We start from the raw sequence: 16,553 nt of genomic DNA on the forward strand, positions 1-16,553 counted from the left end.
TCACCGAGCCGCGCGGTGACGCCGCAGGGAAGTCCACACGCTGGGCAACGAGGTGACGCCGCAGCGGACCGCCCAACGGGCCGGTGACCGCGGCCCCAAGCACCGCACGGCCGCGTCAGGCCGGCTCCCCCGGGCGCGGGGCTGGTCCATGGCCTGGACCCCTGGTCGGCAGTCCACCAGGAAGCGATCCGGACACGGGAGCAGAAGCCGAACTCGGCCAGGATGTCCTCCACATGTCCATCGACCGTGCGGGGTGAACATCCGAGCGCGCGCGGACCCCAACAGCCGCCCCGCGTGCCGGTGTTCAGCGCTCGCGGCGGTGACCCAGGCGAGCTGCTCGACCATCAGGGCGACCCTGAGGCAGTCGGTGAAGCCCCGTTCGTTCTCCATCGCGGTCCGGATCATGAGCGCGGCCTCCTTCAGGTCGCCGCGCATCCAGGCGTCGTAGCCGAGCGTCCATGGGCGTGTGCGCGGATCTCCGAGGTGGGACTGGGCGGTGGCCAGCCGGATCAACGCGTAGACCGCCCCGATCTCCTCGTCCGTCCCCTTGTGGGCGGCGAGCGTGTTGACGACCAGGTCGACGCGTCGTCCGGCATGGGCACGGGCCCACGCGGCGGTCTCCTGTGCGTGGCCGACGAATCCGCTGTCGACGAGGGCCGGGCAACGGCCGGGCAGGAGCAGCAGGTTGGCGTCGGGGAAGGGCCTGCGCCGCCAGGTCGCCCAGCCCGGGAGCCGCTCGTCGCCGCTGTCGTCCATCGTCAACCTCCCTGCAGGGCAAGTGAGTTGGCGTGCACATCCCCGGACATGGCTCACCACTCGGCGGGGCGCCCCTTGAGCTCCTGCCAGTAGCGCCGGTGTGCGTGGCGGGCCCGGTCGCTCGTCATCCCGGCGGGGAGTCCGGTGTCGAGCGGGTCGGCGAGTTCGGCGATGTCGCGCAGGGTGGCGGCCTGGCAGGCCCGCTTGGTGAACGCGTACTGCTCGACGCAGTCCTCGGGTGTCCGCTCGGCCACGGCGATCGCACGTTCCAGCAGCTCCCCGGCCGGGGCCAACTCGTGCACCATGCCCAGCGCGAGAGCCTGATCCGGGGTGAAGATCTCCCCGAGCAGGCAGGTGCGGGTGGCGACCGGGTCGCCCCAGGCGTGGGCGAGCATGCGGACGTACACCGCGGGCATCGGAATGCCGATCGGCACCTCGTTGAGTCCGAACCGCGCGGAACCGTCGGCGACGGCGACCCGGTGGTCGCACACGGCGGCGGTGATCAGCCCACCGGCGAAGGCGTACCCGTTGACCGCGGCGACGGTCGGCCGGGGGTAGGTGAACAGGCGCATGTTCGTGGCCCGGTACGCCTGGAACCAGTCGGCTACGGCCGCCGGGTCGCCGGCGAAGAGCGGGAAGTGCTCGCCGAGATCGAGGCCGGCGGAGAACCGGGCGCCGGTGCCGGTCAGGACGACGGGAGACTCGGCGTGGTCGCGTTCGAGCCGGTCGAAGGTCTCGTGCAGGTCGGCGAAAAAGGCGCGGTTCTGGGCGTTGACCGGGTTGGTCGTCATCGTCACGACGGCGACCCGGCCGTGCCGGTCGATCGTCCAGCTCATCCGTGGTCCTCCCTGGGGAGCGTGCGGGCATCGCCTGCCGCGGCGCCCTCGGTCCTGGCCTCCAGCGCGTGCACCACGGCGACCATGTCCTCGCCGCCGTAGCCCTGCTCGACGGTCTCGCCGTACAGGGCATGGCAGACGTCGAGGAGAGGGGAGGCCAGTCCGGCCTCGCGGGCGGCCTCCGCGATCAGCCGGTTGTTCTTCAGCACGTCCGCGGCCGCCGCCTGGACGGTGAAGTCGCGGGTCACCAGCTTGGGCCCCTTCACCCTGGATACGGAGCTGGCCATCGGTCCCGCGTCCAGGACGTCGCGGAGCAGTCGCTGGTCGAGCCCGTGCCGGTCCGCGAAGTGGAAGGCCTCGGCCAGTCCGGTGACGAGCGTGATCAGGAACAGGTTCACCGAGAACTTCATCAGCAGGGCGCCCGGTGCCGCGCCGCAGCCGAACGTCTCCTTGCAGACGGGCGCGAGCAGCGGTCGTACGACGTCTACGGCGTCCGTGTCCCCGGCCAGCATGCCCACCAACTTCCCCTGTTCGGCGGGGACTCGGGACCCGGAGACGGGTGCTTCGACGTATCTCCCGCCCGCGGCCCGGATGTCGTCCTGGAGGCCGGCCGAGTACTCGGCGGAGGTCGTGCCCATGTGGACGACGGTGTGTCCGGCGACCCGGACTGCGAAGTCCGCGGTGCCACGGCCGAGCACCGCGTCCATGGCCGTCTCGTCGGCCAGCATGAGGAACACGATGTCGTCGGCCCGGTCGAAGACCTCGGCGGGGTCCGCCGCGACCTCGGCCCCGGCGGCCGCCAGAGGTTCGCAGCGGCCCGGCGTGCGGTTCCAGACCACGAGCGGTGTTCCCGCGCGGGCGAGGTTGAGCGCCATGGGCTGCCCCATGACCCCGAGGCCGACGAAACCCACGTACCGCACGATGTACCGCCGTTCCCGTCCGGCGGCGGAGCCGGAACGTGTCCGCCGCCGCTGACTATGACGGCGGTCATAGTAATCCAGTCTATGACCGTCGTCATAGACTGGGCCCTGGACAGCGTGCGGAACGGTGGCGGAGGTCGGGGAGAGCGATGGCAGAGGTGTCCGGACACGGTCCGCGCGATCGGATGGTCTTCAGCGCGGCGCAGCTCATCCGGCGCGACGGGGTCGCCTCCACCGGCATGCGCGAGGTCGCCGTCCACGCGGGCGCGCCGCGCGGTTCGCTCCAGCACTACTTCCCCGGCGGCAAGGAACAGCTGGTCAACGAGGCCGTCGGCTGGGCGGGCCGGTACGCGGGCAAGCGCGTGGACCGTTTCCTCAACACGCTGTCCGAGCCGACGCCGAGCGGGCTGTTCGGCGAGATGGTGCGCCAGTGGACCGACGAGTACGAGAGCGCGGGTTTCGCGGGCGGCTGCCCCGTGGCCGCCGCGACGGTGGACTGTGCGGAGACAGTCGCCTCCACGCGGGAGGCCGCAGCCGACGCGTTCACCACCTGGACCGGGCCGGTGACCCGAGCCCTGGCCGACATGGGCGTGCCCGCGAAACGGGCGGGATCGCTAGCCACGCTCATGATCAGCGCCCTGGAGGGGGCCATCCTCATCGCCCGGGCCGAGCAGGACGTCCGCGCCCTGACGACCGTGGCCCGCGAACTCGGCCCCCTCCTCGATTCGGCGACCGGGGAGGCGGACAGCAGCTCATGCGCCAACTGAGCGCAGGCGTCCACGAGATGGTCGCTGTTTCCGATATCGCCTATCGGCATTCAATGGTCCGAGAGGCCACGAAACGTGAACAGCTGCCGGGACTTCACGACGCCTTGGACCACAGCCCCCAGAGGGATGTCAGTAGAACTCGACCGTGTCCACCCGGTTGAGCAGGCCGTCTCCGTCCAGGAGGCGGGTCGCGTTGGCGGCGAAGAGTTCGGCGATGAGACGGTCCTCCGCCGCGTTGAGCGCGGCCGTATGGGGGCTCACGAGCACCTGGTCGTGGTCCCAGAGCGGGCTGGCGGCGGGCAGCGGCTCCGTCTCGAAGACGTCCAGCGCGGCGAAGCCCACCTGTCCGGTGTCGAGGGCTTCGAGCAGGGCGGCCTCGTCGACGACGTTCCCCCGCCCGACGTTGACTAGGGTCGCGCCGGGCCGCAGGGCGTCGAAGAACCGCTTGTCCAGCAGGTGTTCGGTCGCCTCCGTCCCGGGGAGGGTGTTGACGACGGCGTCCACGGCCGGCGCCACCTCGACCAGCCGGTCGGGGCTCACCACCTCGGACACACCGGGGACGGTGACGTCCCTCCGGCTCGTGCCGACGACCCGTGCGCCCAGCGCGTGCAGCTTCGCGGCGACGACCCGGCCGATCCCGCCGAGGCCGAGGAGGAGCACGGTCTGCTCGCTCACCTGCTTCATCGTCCAGCGTCCGCTCCACTCGCGGGCACGCTGCTGGCGGTTCAGGCGGGGCAGGTCCTTGGCTCCGGCGAGGACTCCGAAGAGGGCGAACTCGGCGAGCGGCTGTCCGTGGACACCGGCCGAGGTGGTGAAGGCGACCCGGTCGAGTTCCGCGGCGCCGAGTCCCGCCGCCCTGACCTGGCTGCCGCCGCCGGCCGCCATGGTGTGCACCCAGCGCAGCCGTGCGTTGGCCCGGACCGTGCGGGCCAGCGCGGACGGGTCGACGTCGGGGATGCCGTACAGCGCGTCGGCGGAGTCGAGGAGCGCCTCGTAGGAGTGTTGCTGCCGGGGCGTGCGGCGCCAGGCCGGATCGCCGGCGAAGTCGGCGGGCCAGCGCATCGGCGGGAGGAGCGACTGGTCGACGACGAGGTCGATCCGGGGCTCCAACTCCCTTGTTCGGGCGCAGTTCTCCTCCGACAGCGGCGCGGCGACCGCGACCCGGAGCCGGCCAGTGATCCGTTCCGCTGCCGTCAGGTGACTTCCCGCCGCCGTCAGGTGATCTTCCGCTGCCATCAGGCGGCCTTCCTCCGGAGCGTCTCGACCTCGGCGTCGAGGTCCGCCTCGCGCGCGACGATCTCCTTGACCGCGGCGAGGGCCTCCTCGGCGCGGTGCGGGGGAATCACGATCACCCCGTCGGCGTCGGCGACGACGATGTCCCCGGGCTCGACGACCACCCCGCCGATGGCGACGGACTCGCCGATCGTGCCCGGTCCGTTCTTGAACGGACCGGCGGGAGTCAGCCCCCGCGCGAAGACCGGGATCCCGAGCTGCTCGATGATCGCGCCGTCGCGCACATAGCCGTCGACGACCGCGCCGACGGCACCGAACACGTCGAAGCGCTGGGCGAGGTTGTCGCCGATGATGGCGCGTCCTTCGAAGCCGAAGGCGTTGATGACCAGGATGTCCCCGGGGCGGATGTGCTCCAGCGCGGCGATCACGGCCTTGTTGTCGCCCGCGACCGTGAGCACGGGGAGCGCGGTGCCGACAGCCTTGGCCCCGGTCCAGACGGGCGCGATGCCCCCGTCGACGATATTCAGCCGGTCGAGGGCGTCGCCCAGGTTGGCCACGGAGTGCTCGCGGAACTGGTCGAGCACCTGCGGGTCGACACGTTCCCACCCCGCGCGAACACGCACGTTGTCCTGGGTCATCAAAGATCCCCTTCCAGGAAATGAGAAAGACTTCGCGTTTCAATGAACCAGTGTGCATCGCCCCCAGCAGTCGGACAAGGGGTGACGGCCACCGGATCAGCTGCAACGAACACGGAAACATGGCGGAATCGCAAGGTTGACATCGATGCAACTCCAGCCCTTGACCACCCCGAGAATGCGAACCTATTCTCATTCGCGATTCGAGTCGCAGCTTGGAGCAGTACCTCTCCGCCGTCCCCAGGACACCTTTCCACCGGTCCCAGGACACCGCTTCGGCCGTCCGCGACACCGAAAGTTGAAGCTATGGCAACGTCAGATCGGCTCCACTCCGCAGCAAACCAGCCAGAGGCACCGGTCGTCATCCCCGTCGCCGCTCAGGACGGGGTGGTCCGCAAGGCCACCGTCGCGGGCGCCATCGGCTCCTTCGTGGAGTGGTACGACTACGGCATCTACGGCCTGCTCGTCACCTATCTCGCGGTCAACATCATGGGCGACGCCGGCGCCGGCGGGCTCTTCCTCACCAACGTCGGCTTCCTCGTCAGCTTCCTCGCCCGGCCCTTCGGCAGCGTGATCTGCGGCTACCTCGGCGACAAGCTCGGCCGCAAGAAGCTCCTGGCCACCCTCTTGGTGCTCATCTCCGGGGCGACCGCCGCCCTCGGCCTCATCCCCTCCCACGCCGCGATCGGGGTGGGCGCGCCGATTCTCCTCGTCCTGCTCCGGGTGCTGCAGGGCTTCTCGGCGGGCGGCGAGGTGGCCGGTGCCATGTCGTTCGTCGGCGAGTACGCGCCGGACGCGCGCCGCAACTACATGATGAGCTTCATCGCGGTCGGCTCGTTCGTGGCCCTGATGTTCGGCAGCGCCTTCTCCGCCGTCCTCATCACGGCCCTCGGCGACGACGCGATGACCTCCTGGGCCTGGCGGGTGCCGTTCCTGCTCGCCGTACCGCTCGGCTACGTCGGCTTCTACATCCGCAGCAAGCTGGAGGAGACCCCGCACTTCACGGCCCTGCGCGAGCAGAACACCGTGGCCCGCAACCCGCTGAGAGAGGCGCTGACCTCGAAGCGGCACCTGAAGGCGATCGCGCTCACGATCTTCCTGCCCGCGCTCAACGGCCCCGGCTACTACCTGCTGTTCGTCTACATGCCGACGTATCTGAAGACCTCGCTCGGCGACCACAACTTCTCGATGGTGCGGGCGCTCATGGTCACCGCGTGCAGTCTGGTCGCCATCGTGATCTGCATCCCGCTCATGGCACGCCTGTCGGACCGGATCGGCCGCAAGCCCGTCCTCGCCGGCTCAGCGATCGCGATGGCCGCCGTGTCGTACCCCATGTTCCTGCTCATCACCACCGGCCGGTTCGGGCTCGCCTGTATCGGCACGGTCGTCCTGGCCGTCGCCTTCTCCGGGCACGCGGCGGTCGTGCACACCGTGCTCGCCGAGATGTTCCCGACCAGCGTGCGCTACTCGGCGTACAGCATCGGCTTCAGCCTCTCGACCGTCGTCTTCGGCGGCAGCGCCCCGCTCGTGATGACCGACCTGATCGAGTCGACCGGGTCCAACCTGATCCCCGCGTTCGCCTCGATCACCACCGCCGCAATCACCCTGGTCACCCTGGCGTTCGTGCGGGAGACCAAGGGCCAGCCCCTCGCAGCCCACTGAACCGAACCGCACTTCGGGAGAGACACCATGGCATCCGGAATCAACTCGGTGGCCGTCGTCGCCGACCTCGGCGAGAGCTTCGGCAACTACACGATCGGTGACGACGCGGCCCTGCTCGGCCTGGTCACCGCGTCGAACATCGCCTGCGGCTTCCACGCCGGCGACCCGCGCATCATGGACAAGACCGTCGCCGACTGCATCGAGCGCGGCATCGAACTGGGCGCCCACCCCGGCTACCCCGACCTCGTCGGCTTCGGCCGCCGGCTCATCGAGGCGTCGGAGGAGGAGATCCGTACCGACGTCCTCTACCAGCTCGGCGCGCTCGACGCCTTCGCCCGCGTGCACGGCGGCACGATCAGCCATGTCGCCCCGCACGGCCGGATGGGCTCGATCGCGCAGACCGACGCCAAGCACGCCCGTGCCATCACCGACGCGATCGCCGCGTACAACAAGGAGTACATCGTCATCTGTCAACGCGGCCTGCTCGCCGAGGAGTCGGCCAAGCGCGGCCTCGACGTCGGCTACGTCTTCCTCGCCGACCGCGGCTACGGCGACGACGGCATGCCCGTCCCCCGCTCGCACCCCCAGGGTCTGATCTACGACCCCGAACTCATCGGCGAACGCTGCGCGCAGGTCGTCCGGGAGGGCACCGTGCGCTCGGTGGACGGCAACGTCGTACCGCTCGGCCACGACGTGGACGTCCTGCTGCTGCACGGCGACCACCCCACCGTGCTCGCCAACGGCACAGCGCTGCGGGCCGCGTTGGAGAAGGCCGATGTCAACGTCACAGGGCTGAAAGACGTGTTGGCCGAGAAGGCCAAGGCAGCGGTCTGAACTCCCCATGACCGCCGCACAGTTCACCGCCGTCACCGTCGAGCCCTTCGGGGACTCGGCGGTGATGGTGACGATCCCCCACCCCGACCCGGTGATCCGCCGCACCGCGATCGTCGCCTTCCGCGAACGGTTCCTGGCGCATCGCCCGCCGGGAGTGCTCGACGTGGTCTCCGGTCTGGAGTCGCTGCTCGTCGAGTTCGACCCGCTGGAGACCGCGCTGTCGCACGTGGAGTACGCCGTACGGCTGCTCGCGGAACGCCTGCCGGTCCAGGAGCGGCTCCGGACACGTACGGCGCTGCGGTTCGCGGTGCCCGTCGTGTTCGGCGAGGAGACCGGGCCCGATCTGGCGTCCGTCGCCGAGGAGTTGGGCGTGGCCCCTTCTGAAGTCGTCGAGGCGATCGCGGAGTCCACGTTCACGATCTCGCTGCTGGGCGCGGCGATGGCCCCGATGATGGACGGACTTCTGGTGCCGCGGCCGGTACGACGGCTGGCCGAGCCGCGGACCGATGTCGCCCCCGGCGCGCTCATGATCGCGGGCACCAACGCGATCATCCAGCCGTTCCCCGGCCCGACCGGCTGGCGGGTGGTGGGCCGTACGCCGCACACCATCGTCGACATCTCCCGGCCCGACCCCGTCTCGTTCGGCACGGGTGACGTCGTGCGGTTCGTGCCGGTCACGCGGGACGAGGCGGCGGCCCTGGACGCGGGCTTCCTGCTCCCGGTGACGGAGGTGTCCGCATGAGAACCGTGGGCCTCGACATCACCCGCACCGGCTGGGTCACGACCTTCCAGGACCTCGGCCGGCACGACACCGAGCGCCGTGGCGTGCCCACCGGCGGTGCGGCCGACCAGCACTCGGCGGCCGTGGCGAACGTCCTCGTGGGCAACCCGCGCGGCGCCACCCTGATCGAGAACCTCGGCGGCGACCTGGCCTTCGTGCCGGACGCCGATGTCCTCGTCGCGGTGACCGGCGCTCCCTGCCGGGTCACCGTCGCCGGTGCACCCGCCGACACCTGGTCGCCAGTACTGGTCCCTGCGGGCCAGGAGATCCGCGTGCGTGCCGACCTGGCTCTCGGCGCCCGGAACTACCTCGCCGTGAGCGGTGTGCTCGCCGCGAAGACCCTGCTGGGCAGCGCCGCGCCGGACCCGCGGATGGGATTCACGCAGGAGCTCGGGCAGCGGGTGCTGCTGGAGTCCGGGTTCCGCGGATTCGGGCACAGCCACTTCACTCCCCCGCTCTTCCGGCTCCCCGTGCCCGTCCTGCGCTGCCCGGAGGGGCCCTGGGTCATCGACGTCGTCGAGAGCTACGGCGCCCGCTCGATCCCCGGGGTCCGAGAGCTGATCGCGCAATCGCCGTACACCGTCACCACTCGCTCGAACCACGTCGGCCTGCGCCTCGACGGACCGGTGCTGCACCCGGACACGGACGCCGAGATCGTGTCGCACGGGGTGCCGGTCGGTGCGCTGCAGATCCCGCACGCGGACGAGCTGATCGTGCTGGGCCGGTACCGGAGTCTGACGGCCGGCTACCCCATCGTCGGGGTCGCGTCGCGGGCGTCGCTCCCGCTGCTCGGACAGGCCGGGCCCGGCCGTGAACTGCGGTTCCGGTGGGTGGACCGGGAGACCTCGGTACGCCGGTCCGCCGAGCGGGAGAGCGAGTTGCGGGCGCTGGAGCGGGCGACGGGCGAGGCGTTCGGCGCGCTCGGTTTCTCGGGGCACTTGATCCACCCATAGATGAGAAACTATTCTCACTTGATATGAACGTCTCATTTGGAGGAGCACAGTGACGCGGACCGCGCTCATCACCGGCGCCGGCAGCGGGATCGGGCTCGAAGCGGCCCGCCTCCTCGCCCGGGACGGCATCACGGTCGTCCTCGTCGGCCGCCGCCAGGAAGAGCTCCACAAAGCCGAGGCCACGATCCATGCCGAGGGAGGAACGGCCCTCGCCCTCGCGGCGGACATCACCCGCGTCGACGACGTGACCCGCGTCCTCGACCGGGTCCACGCGGAATTCGGCCCGGTCGACATCCTCGTCAACAACGCGGGAAGCGCGTCGTCGGTGCTCAACCCGCAGTGGCTGCCGCACGACGAATGGCGCCAGGTCCTCGACGTGAACCTCACGGCGGTCTTCCAGCTCACCCAGGCCGTCCTGCCCGACATGCTCGGACGCGACGCCGGGACGATCGTCACCGTCTCCTCGCTCGCCGCCGTCAACCCGAACCTGCTCGGCGGGGCGGCCTACGGAGCGGCCAAGGCGGGCGTCCGCAACTTCATGACCTTCCTGCACAACACCTTCCGCGACCAGGGGCTGCGGGCCGTCACCGTGCTGCCCGGCGAGACGGACACCCCGATCCTCGACAACCGCGCCCGGCCGCCCGCCGTCGAGGAACGCGCGAACATGCTCCAGCCGCAGGACGTGGCCGAAGCGATCCACCTCGCGATCACCCTGCCCCAGCGGGTCGTCCTCCAGGAGATCGTCGTCGCCCCGACCCGGCAACGCGACACCTCGGCCGACCTCGAGATCAGCCGCTGGGCGGGCGCTCCCGCCGACGCCTCGCCCCAGCACTGACGCCCCCTGCCACTCCAGGAGAACCGCATGCCCTCCACCGTCACCGCCACCCCGCTGTCGTCGTTCGCGCCCGCAGCGGCCGTCGCCCGGATCACCGCAGCCTCCCGCCGGACCCAACAGCCGCAGTCCAGTGGCGACTTGGTCTCCCTCGCCATGGGCGAACCCGACTTCGACACACCCGAGCAGGTGACCGAGGCCGCCCTCGCCGCGCTGCGCGGCGGCCGTACCCACTACTCACCGCTCCTGGGCGAACCGGCCCTGCGCGAGGCGCTCGCCGACAAGCTCGCCGGCATCGCCGGAGCACCGGTCTCCCCCGCCGACATCCTGATCACCCAGGGCGGCACGGCCGGTCTCGCCGCGTCGATCCTCTCCCTCGTGGACCCCGGCGACAGGGTGGTCGTCCCCGACCCCACGTACTCCCTCTACGCCGACCTCGTCAGCATGGCCGGCGGAGTCGTCGTCCCCGTCCCGCTCGCCCCCGACCTGCACTGGGACCTCGACCTCCTGGCCGACGCCCTGGCCGACGCGAAGCTCTTCGTCTTCTGCAACCCGGGCAACCCGACCGGAATCGTGCACAGCCGCGCCGAACTCGACGCGCTCGCCGACCTGTTGGACGGCACGTCCACCCTCGTCATCTCCGACGAGGCGTACGCCGACCTCGACTTCACCGGCCGCCCGTTCACCTCGGCGATCTCCCTCGACGGCCTGCGCGACCGTACGGTCTACTGCCAGACCTTCTCCAAGAGTTACGCGATGACCGGCTGGCGCGTCGGCTACCTCTGGGGCCCGACACCCCTGATCCAGGCGGCCGCACGCATCCACAACACCTTCAACGGCTCGGTGAACACGGTCGTCCAGGACGCCGCGCTCACCGCGGTGCGGACCTGCGACGCCGACATCGCGCGGATGCGGGCGGAGTACGAGCGGCGCGGCGAACTCATGCGGACGGAACTCGCCAAGGTCCCGGGCCTCACCCTGAGCGCACCCGAGGGGGCGTTCTACCAATTCCCGCGCTACGACATCGACTTGCCCTCGGTGGACGTCGTGGCGGCGCTGCGCACCCACGGCGTCGCGGTCCGGCCGGGCAGCGAGTTCGGTGCCCGGGGCGAGGGGCATCTGCGGCTGTCGTACGCTGCCGACGCGGAGTCCATCACCGAGGGCGTCCGTCGTCTGGCCCACGGCCTCTCGGCCCTGCGGTGAACACCGCCGCGACGCGAACGGGGAGTCGACCCATGCGCAGTGACACCCAGCGCAACCGCAGGCAACTCATCAAGGCCGCCGCGGAGTTGTTCGAGAACTCGCCGACGCCGGTCAGCCTGACCGAGATCGCCAGGCGCGCCGAGGTGTCCACCGCGACGGCCTACCGGCACTTCTCCTCCGTCGAGGACGTCCTGCACGCCTTCCGCGCCCAAGTCGGCTCGGAACTGCGGGACTTCAGCGCGGAGCAGACCACCCGGGGCATGCAGCGCCTCGAAGCGGTGTCCCGCCACTGGGTGTCGCTCGTCCTCGAACACGGCGGCGCGATGGCCCAGATGCGCTCGCACCGCGGCTATCTGGAACGGCTGCGCGAGAACACCGGCTACCTCGTTCCCCAGGCCGAGGCACTGATCGAACCCCTCCGCCAGACCACCGAGGACCTCGGCCTCGGCGACCTCGGCGACGAGGCGCTGTACCTGTGGAACGCCCTGTTCGACCCCCGCGACATCCTCGACCTCATCAAGAGCGGTCGCACCGAGGACGAAGCGGCATCCCGCCTCGTGGCCGCACTGCGCGGCGCCCTCATCGGCTGGTCCACAGCACCTGACCGGAAGTACGACTGACGTCCGCCTGGTCGGGGGCGGGGCCTGTGGGTCAGTTCCCGGCCGGCGTGGAGGCTCGGGGAAGACGTAGCCGGAAGCATGCTCCGAGGGTCTGGGGAGCGAGGGTGAGGGTGCCCCGGTGGCGGTGGGCCAGGTCGCGGGCGATGGCGAGGCCCAGGCCGGTCCCGCCATGGTCGCGGGAGCGGGCGTCGTCGAGCCGGACGAAGCGTTCGAAGATGCGCTCGGCGTCCTCGGCGGGCACGCCCGGTCCGTCGTCGTGCACGGTGAGGACGACCCAGTCGTCCTCGTTCCGGACGGTGATCTGGATGCGGTGGGCTGCGTGGCGGGCGGCGTTGTCGACGAGGTTGCGCAGCAGCCGTTCGTATGCGTCGGGGTCTCCGTGTGCGGGGGCGGGGTCGGTGCTGTCGCAGGTGAGGGTCAACGGCCGTTCGGCGAGGGGGTACTGCTCGCTCAGCCGGGAGGCGAGGGCTGCCAGGTCGACGGTGTCGGGGTCGGCCGCGGGAGTGCGGGTGTCGAGCCGGGCGAGGAGCAACAGGTCCTCCGCGAGGGCCTGAAGGCGGCGGGTCTGCCGTGCGGCGGTGGTGGCCGCGGCGGGCCAGTCGGTGCGTTCCGGGTAGGCGAGCGCGACTTCCAGGCTGGCGAGCAGGGTGGTGAGGGGGCTGCGCAGTTCGTGGGCGGCGTCCGCGACGAAGCGGCGTTGCCGGTCGGCGGCGTCGTCGAGCCGCTGGAGAGTGCTGTTGATGGTGGTGGCCAGGGCGGCGATCTCGTGTCCCGTGGCGGGGACCGTGACGCGTTCGCGGGGGTCGTTCGCGGTGACCGAGGCGGTGAGGACGCGGATGGCCTCGACCGGCCGCAGCGACCTGCGGACGGTGAAGTACACGGCGGCGCCGATCAGTACGAGGCCGACGAGCCCGGCCCGCAGCAGCAGGAGGTCGGTGGTCCTGGCGATGTCCTCGGCCGTTTTCGGGAGCACCACGACATAGACCCGCAGGTGGGAGTCGGCGGCGACGCCCAGAGCGGCGGCTTGGTCCGTGCTCAGTCCACCGGCGCCGACATCGGCGAACATGACCGTGCGGGTCTTGCCGGCCATGCCGAATCTGTCCCTGACGGTCGAGTCGCGCGCTGGTATGCGGAGGGGACGGATCGTCAGGAGTCCGGGCTCCCTGACGTCCGATGGCGTGGGCAGCACATGGCGGATGCCGGGAGCCAGGGCCTCCATGCCGCCGCCGTACGCGACAGCGGTACGCCGGCCGGTCGCGACGACCTCGTACGGCAGCACGGTGCCTCTGCGAGCGGGAACCACACCCCCGTTCAGCTCGTCGACGAGGGCCCACACCTGTTGCTCGGCCTGGACTTCGGCGATCCTCGTGCCCTGACGGTAGACGTCGTGGTGCAGCCACCAGCCGATGCCGACCAGGATGACGGCGGCGGCCGAGGCGGCGGCCAGGGCCGTGCGTGCGCGTACCGAACGCGGCGCGATCCGCCACCAGCGGCGTCGCGGCTCAGTCGCGGTCACGGTCGTCCACCAGCCGGTAACCGGTGCCCCGTACGGTCTCCAGGGACCGTCGGCCGAACGCGGAGTCCACCTTCTTGCGCAGTGCGCTCACGCGCGCCTCCACCAGGTTGGGATCCAGGGCCTCGTCGGGCCACGCGTGATAGAGCAGATCCCCCTTCGAGACCGCCTGGCCCGCCCGGCGGGCCAGCAGCTCCAGCACGGCGAACTCCCGGGGCGTCAGTTCCACCCGGGCCCCGGCCCGGCGGCAGACCCGGCCGGCGACATCCAGGGAGAGGTCGCCCACGGCGAGGACCGGCGGGGCGACCGTCGCCGCCCGTCTGACCAGGGCCCGCAGCCGTGCGACGAGCACCACGTAGGAGAAGGGCTTGGCCAGGTAGTCGTCGGCGCCCGTGTCCAGGGCCTCCGCCTGGTCCCACTCCCCGTCCTTGGCGGTGAGGACCAGGATCGGCGTCGCGTTGCCCTCCCGGCGCAACTGGGCGCAGACCTTGTAGCCGTTGAGTCCCGGAAGCATCAAGTCCAGTACGACCAGGGCGTATTCACCGGTCCGGGCCATCCACAGCCCCTGCCGGCCGTCATGGGCGAGGTCGACGCTGTAGCCCTCGGCGGTCAGACCGGTGTGCAGGGTATGGGCGAGGTCCACCTCGTCTTCGACCACCAGGATGCGCATGCGGTGCAGCCTCGCACAGGGCCGGCCCGCCTTCCTGATCGCCCGGTCAGGTTGGATCAGCAGTTGGTCAACGGGGCCCCGGCACGCTGGCGGAACTTCTTCGCCGCCGCTGAAAGGCCCTGCCGCCGATGTCCCTTGATGAACGTGCCCCCGCCGGGACCAGGACGGTTGCCCCGGTAGCCACCCGCCCACCGTCACCGAGCCCGGCCGAGGCCGTTGTCGTGATCGCGCCCCTGCTGCTGACGATCGCGCTGGGACTCTGGGGTATCCGCAGGGACAACACGATGTGGGGCGACGAGTCCGCCACCTACCAGCTCGCGCACCGCGATCTCCCGCAGATATGGCGCACCGCCCAGCACATCGATCTGGTCCACGCCCTCTACTACGCCGTGATGCACGAGCTCTTCGGTCTCTTCGGCGGCGGGCTGCTGACGCTACGGCTGCCGTCCGTGCTGGCGATGTCCGCGGCGGCGAGCGGAGTCGGGCTGCTGGCCCTACGCCTGGCGGGACCCCGAGCCGGGCTGCTGGCCGGGCTGGTGTTCGCGGTCCTTCCCCAGGTGCAGAAGTACGCGCAGGAAGGCCGCTCGTACGCCATGGTCTGCGCCCTGGTCACCTGGGCCACCTACGCGCTGGTGGTCAGCGTCCCGCACCGCGGTCGCCGACGGTGGTGGCGGTGGGCGGTCTACGGCTCCACCATGCTGCTGGCCTGTCTGCTCCATGAGTTCGCGGTCCTCGCCCTGCTCGCACACGGCGTCACCCTGGTCGTCTCCCGCGTTCCACGACCGGTGCTGAGGGCGTGGAGTGCGGCTGCCGCGGGGGTCGTGGCCGGGCTGTCGCCGCTGGCGGTCCTCAGTGCGGGGCAGTCGGCGCAGGTGTCCTGGATCGGCGGACCGGTGCGGCCCGACTATTTCCTGGTGGCGGCGGTCGTGGGCGTGGTGTGTGCCCTGGCACCCGTGAAGGGGAGGAGGCCTCTGGGGGCGGGGGGACCCGTGCGGCTCTCCGCTCTGGCCGTGCCGATTCTCGTGCTTCCCGGCCTTCTGCTGCTGACCGCCTCGCTGGTCAAGCCCCTGTTCGTCGACCGGTATGTCGTCCCCAGCAATATCGGAATCGCCTTGCTGCTGGGCGCCTGGACGGACCTCTTCCTCGGGTTCCTCCGGCGGCGACGGTCGTCGCACTACGCCTGGATCGCGGCGGTCGCCGTACTGGCCGCGCTCGTCCCGACGAGCCTTTCGCTGCGGACGCCCCAGAGCCGGAGCAATGACGTCACGGCCATCGGCGCCGCCGTACGCGAGGAGGGCCGACCCGGCGACGGGCTGCTCTACCTCCCCGGCCGGCACCGGATCCTGACCGCGGCGAACCCCGAGGACACCCGTCTCCTGACGGATCTCGCCCTGGCACAGGACCCCGTTTCGTCGAACACGCTTGCCGGAGTCGAGCTTCCCGCCCAGCGGATAGCGGCACGCATGCTGCGCTTCGACCGGATCGTCGCGGTCCGCGACCCGGCGGATACGCACGCCCCGGCCAACCCACAGGAGGAGGCGAAAACAAGCACCCTGCGGCGCTGCTTTCGCGAGCACGGGACAACCCGTGTCAACGGCGCGCGCATCACCGTCTACGTCCGAGACCACACCCCGTCTCCGAAGGCCTGTCCTGGATCCGGCGGCCCGGGCGTCCTGGGCCAGGTCGGCGCCCTCAGGATCACGCCCTCACAGACCGCGAATCGGCTCTGCTCCCCGTGGGCGGCCTGGCACACCCGGAGTGTCCGAGCCCGTGACCTTCACTCCTGCAAGGTCGATACTTGCCATAGGGGCACTCGCACCATCCCTCGCCCAACCGATCCAGGACGCCTGACGACCCGTCATCAAAGTCAGCATTAAGTCAGCATCAGCCCCGCCACAACCCGCTCCCGACCACCGCGGACCACCAAGACCGATAGCCGACAGAACCTGTCTGACCAGCACAGACACAGGTCAGACGCCATCTGCCAGTCTCGCCGGGAGGTACCCATGAAGATGCTGGCGAACATGCTTCGGTCAGGTCCGAATTCCTCGATCGCGCCCAGCACAACCAACGGGATCGAATCGACAAGGCCACAGTCGACCCGGGTTCCACCACGTCCGCGGTGGGGAGGGCAGCGCCGAGTCCCGTCGTCACTCCGCAGCCCCGGAGGGCGAGTTGCTCGTCGGGCAGATAGCTCTGTACGGCCACCACCGACGCCTCATCGACGACCATGGGCCCCGGCGAACGAGCCGCTACCGCATGCCGCGACCGCCTTCTGCCCCTCGGGGAGATCGAGGCGCGGCATGTAGATCACCGTCAGACGCTGGCAGCGCTGGGA

16 protein-coding genes are annotated in these 16,553 nt (G+C 70.8%); 9 read left to right on the top strand and 7 right to left on the bottom strand.

All coding sequences use genetic code 11. The features are described 5' to 3' along the window. Genes R2B38_RS00330 through R2B38_RS00340 form a run of 3 tightly spaced genes read right to left on the bottom strand, consistent with a single transcriptional unit; the run spans nucleotide 1 to nucleotide 2,512 of the window. The gene (locus R2B38_RS00330; RefSeq protein WP_318014342.1) at nucleotides 1-756 is read right to left on the bottom strand and encodes a hypothetical protein; all 756 of its coding nucleotides are present in this window, start codon (nucleotides 754-756) and stop codon (nucleotides 1-3) included. 53 nt (nucleotides 757-809) lie between these two features. Beyond that, nucleotides 810-1,592: an enoyl-CoA hydratase/isomerase family protein gene (locus R2B38_RS00335; protein WP_318014343.1), complete on the bottom strand. Its 783-nt coding sequence runs from the start codon at nucleotides 1,590-1,592 to the stop codon at nucleotides 810-812. Continuing rightward, nucleotides 1,589-2,512 carry an NAD(P)-dependent oxidoreductase gene (locus R2B38_RS00340; RefSeq protein WP_318014344.1) on the bottom strand — a complete coding sequence of 308 codons (924 nt, stop codon included), beginning with the start codon at nucleotides 2,510-2,512 and terminating at the stop codon, nucleotides 1,589-1,591. Before R2B38_RS00340 ends, R2B38_RS00335 begins: the two co-directional genes overlap by 4 nt. A 149-nt stretch (nucleotides 2,513-2,661) precedes the next feature. On the opposite strand from R2B38_RS00340, the gene R2B38_RS00345 reads away from it, so the two are divergent. Continuing rightward, nucleotides 2,662-3,279 (top strand): TetR/AcrR family transcriptional regulator, encoded by a 618-nt coding sequence (locus R2B38_RS00345; protein WP_318014345.1) that lies wholly within the window; start codon nucleotides 2,662-2,664, stop codon nucleotides 3,277-3,279. Nucleotides 3,280-3,408: 129 nt separating this feature from the next. On the opposite strand, the gene R2B38_RS00350 is transcribed toward R2B38_RS00345, so the two are convergent. After that, nucleotides 3,409-4,515 carry a D-2-hydroxyacid dehydrogenase gene (locus R2B38_RS00350; RefSeq protein ID WP_318014346.1) on the bottom strand — a complete coding sequence of 369 codons (1,107 nt, stop codon included), beginning with the start codon at nucleotides 4,513-4,515 and terminating at the stop codon, nucleotides 3,409-3,411. Beyond that, a complete protein-coding gene (locus R2B38_RS00355; RefSeq protein ID WP_318014347.1) occupies nucleotides 4,515-5,150 on the bottom strand; it encodes an RraA family protein in 636 nt (211 codons plus the stop codon). The genes R2B38_RS00350 and R2B38_RS00355 overlap by 1 nt, the downstream gene beginning before the upstream one ends. A 303-nt stretch (nucleotides 5,151-5,453) precedes the next feature. On the opposite strand from R2B38_RS00355, the gene R2B38_RS00360 reads away from it, so the two are divergent. From R2B38_RS00360 to R2B38_RS00390, 7 genes are read left to right on the top strand one after another with little or no spacing between them, the layout of a single operon-like run. After that, the gene (locus R2B38_RS00360) at nucleotides 5,454-6,809 is read left to right on the top strand and encodes an MFS transporter (protein ID WP_318014348.1); all 1,356 of its coding nucleotides are present in this window, start codon (nucleotides 5,454-5,456) and stop codon (nucleotides 6,807-6,809) included. Nucleotides 6,810-6,836: 27 nt separating this feature from the next. Then, nucleotides 6,837-7,643 carry a 5-oxoprolinase subunit PxpA gene (locus R2B38_RS00365; RefSeq protein WP_318014349.1) on the top strand — a complete coding sequence of 269 codons (807 nt, stop codon included), beginning with the start codon at nucleotides 6,837-6,839 and terminating at the stop codon, nucleotides 7,641-7,643. Nucleotides 7,644-7,650: 7 nt separating this feature from the next. After that, the gene (locus R2B38_RS00370; protein WP_318014350.1) at nucleotides 7,651-8,385 is read left to right on the top strand and encodes a 5-oxoprolinase subunit B family protein; all 735 of its coding nucleotides are present in this window, start codon (nucleotides 7,651-7,653) and stop codon (nucleotides 8,383-8,385) included. Then, the gene (locus R2B38_RS00375) at nucleotides 8,382-9,377 is read left to right on the top strand and encodes an allophanate hydrolase (RefSeq protein ID WP_318014351.1); all 996 of its coding nucleotides are present in this window, start codon (nucleotides 8,382-8,384) and stop codon (nucleotides 9,375-9,377) included. Before R2B38_RS00370 ends, R2B38_RS00375 begins: the two co-directional genes overlap by 4 nt. A gap of 49 nt (nucleotides 9,378-9,426) precedes the next feature. Beyond that, the gene (locus R2B38_RS00380) at nucleotides 9,427-10,212 is read left to right on the top strand and encodes an SDR family oxidoreductase (protein WP_318014352.1); all 786 of its coding nucleotides are present in this window, start codon (nucleotides 9,427-9,429) and stop codon (nucleotides 10,210-10,212) included. A 27-nt stretch (nucleotides 10,213-10,239) separates the two neighbouring features. Then, nucleotides 10,240-11,412: a pyridoxal phosphate-dependent aminotransferase gene (locus R2B38_RS00385; RefSeq protein WP_318014353.1), complete on the top strand. Its 1,173-nt coding sequence runs from the start codon at nucleotides 10,240-10,242 to the stop codon at nucleotides 11,410-11,412. Between the two features lie 32 nt (nucleotides 11,413-11,444). Further along, a complete protein-coding gene (locus tag R2B38_RS00390; RefSeq protein ID WP_318014354.1) occupies nucleotides 11,445-12,032 on the top strand; it encodes a helix-turn-helix domain-containing protein in 588 nt (195 codons plus the stop codon). Between the two features lie 31 nt (nucleotides 12,033-12,063). Here the strand turns inward: R2B38_RS00390 and R2B38_RS00395 are convergent, their stop codons facing one another. Beyond that, a complete protein-coding gene (locus R2B38_RS00395) occupies nucleotides 12,064-13,548 on the bottom strand; it encodes a HAMP domain-containing sensor histidine kinase (RefSeq protein ID WP_318014355.1) in 1,485 nt (494 codons plus the stop codon). After that, the gene (locus R2B38_RS00400; RefSeq protein ID WP_318014356.1) at nucleotides 13,535-14,215 is read right to left on the bottom strand and encodes a response regulator transcription factor; all 681 of its coding nucleotides are present in this window, start codon (nucleotides 14,213-14,215) and stop codon (nucleotides 13,535-13,537) included. Before R2B38_RS00400 ends, R2B38_RS00395 begins: the two co-directional genes overlap by 14 nt. A 221-nt stretch (nucleotides 14,216-14,436) precedes the next feature. On the opposite strand from R2B38_RS00400, the gene R2B38_RS00405 reads away from it, so the two are divergent. Next, the gene (locus R2B38_RS00405; protein WP_411978415.1) at nucleotides 14,437-16,092 is read left to right on the top strand and encodes a hypothetical protein; all 1,656 of its coding nucleotides are present in this window, start codon (nucleotides 14,437-14,439) and stop codon (nucleotides 16,090-16,092) included. The last annotated feature ends 461 nt before the right edge of the window (nucleotides 16,093-16,553 follow it).

It is taken from the genome of Streptomyces sp. N50 (assembly GCF_033335955.1).
Lineage (GTDB): Bacteria > Actinomycetota > Actinomycetes > Streptomycetales > Streptomycetaceae > Streptomyces.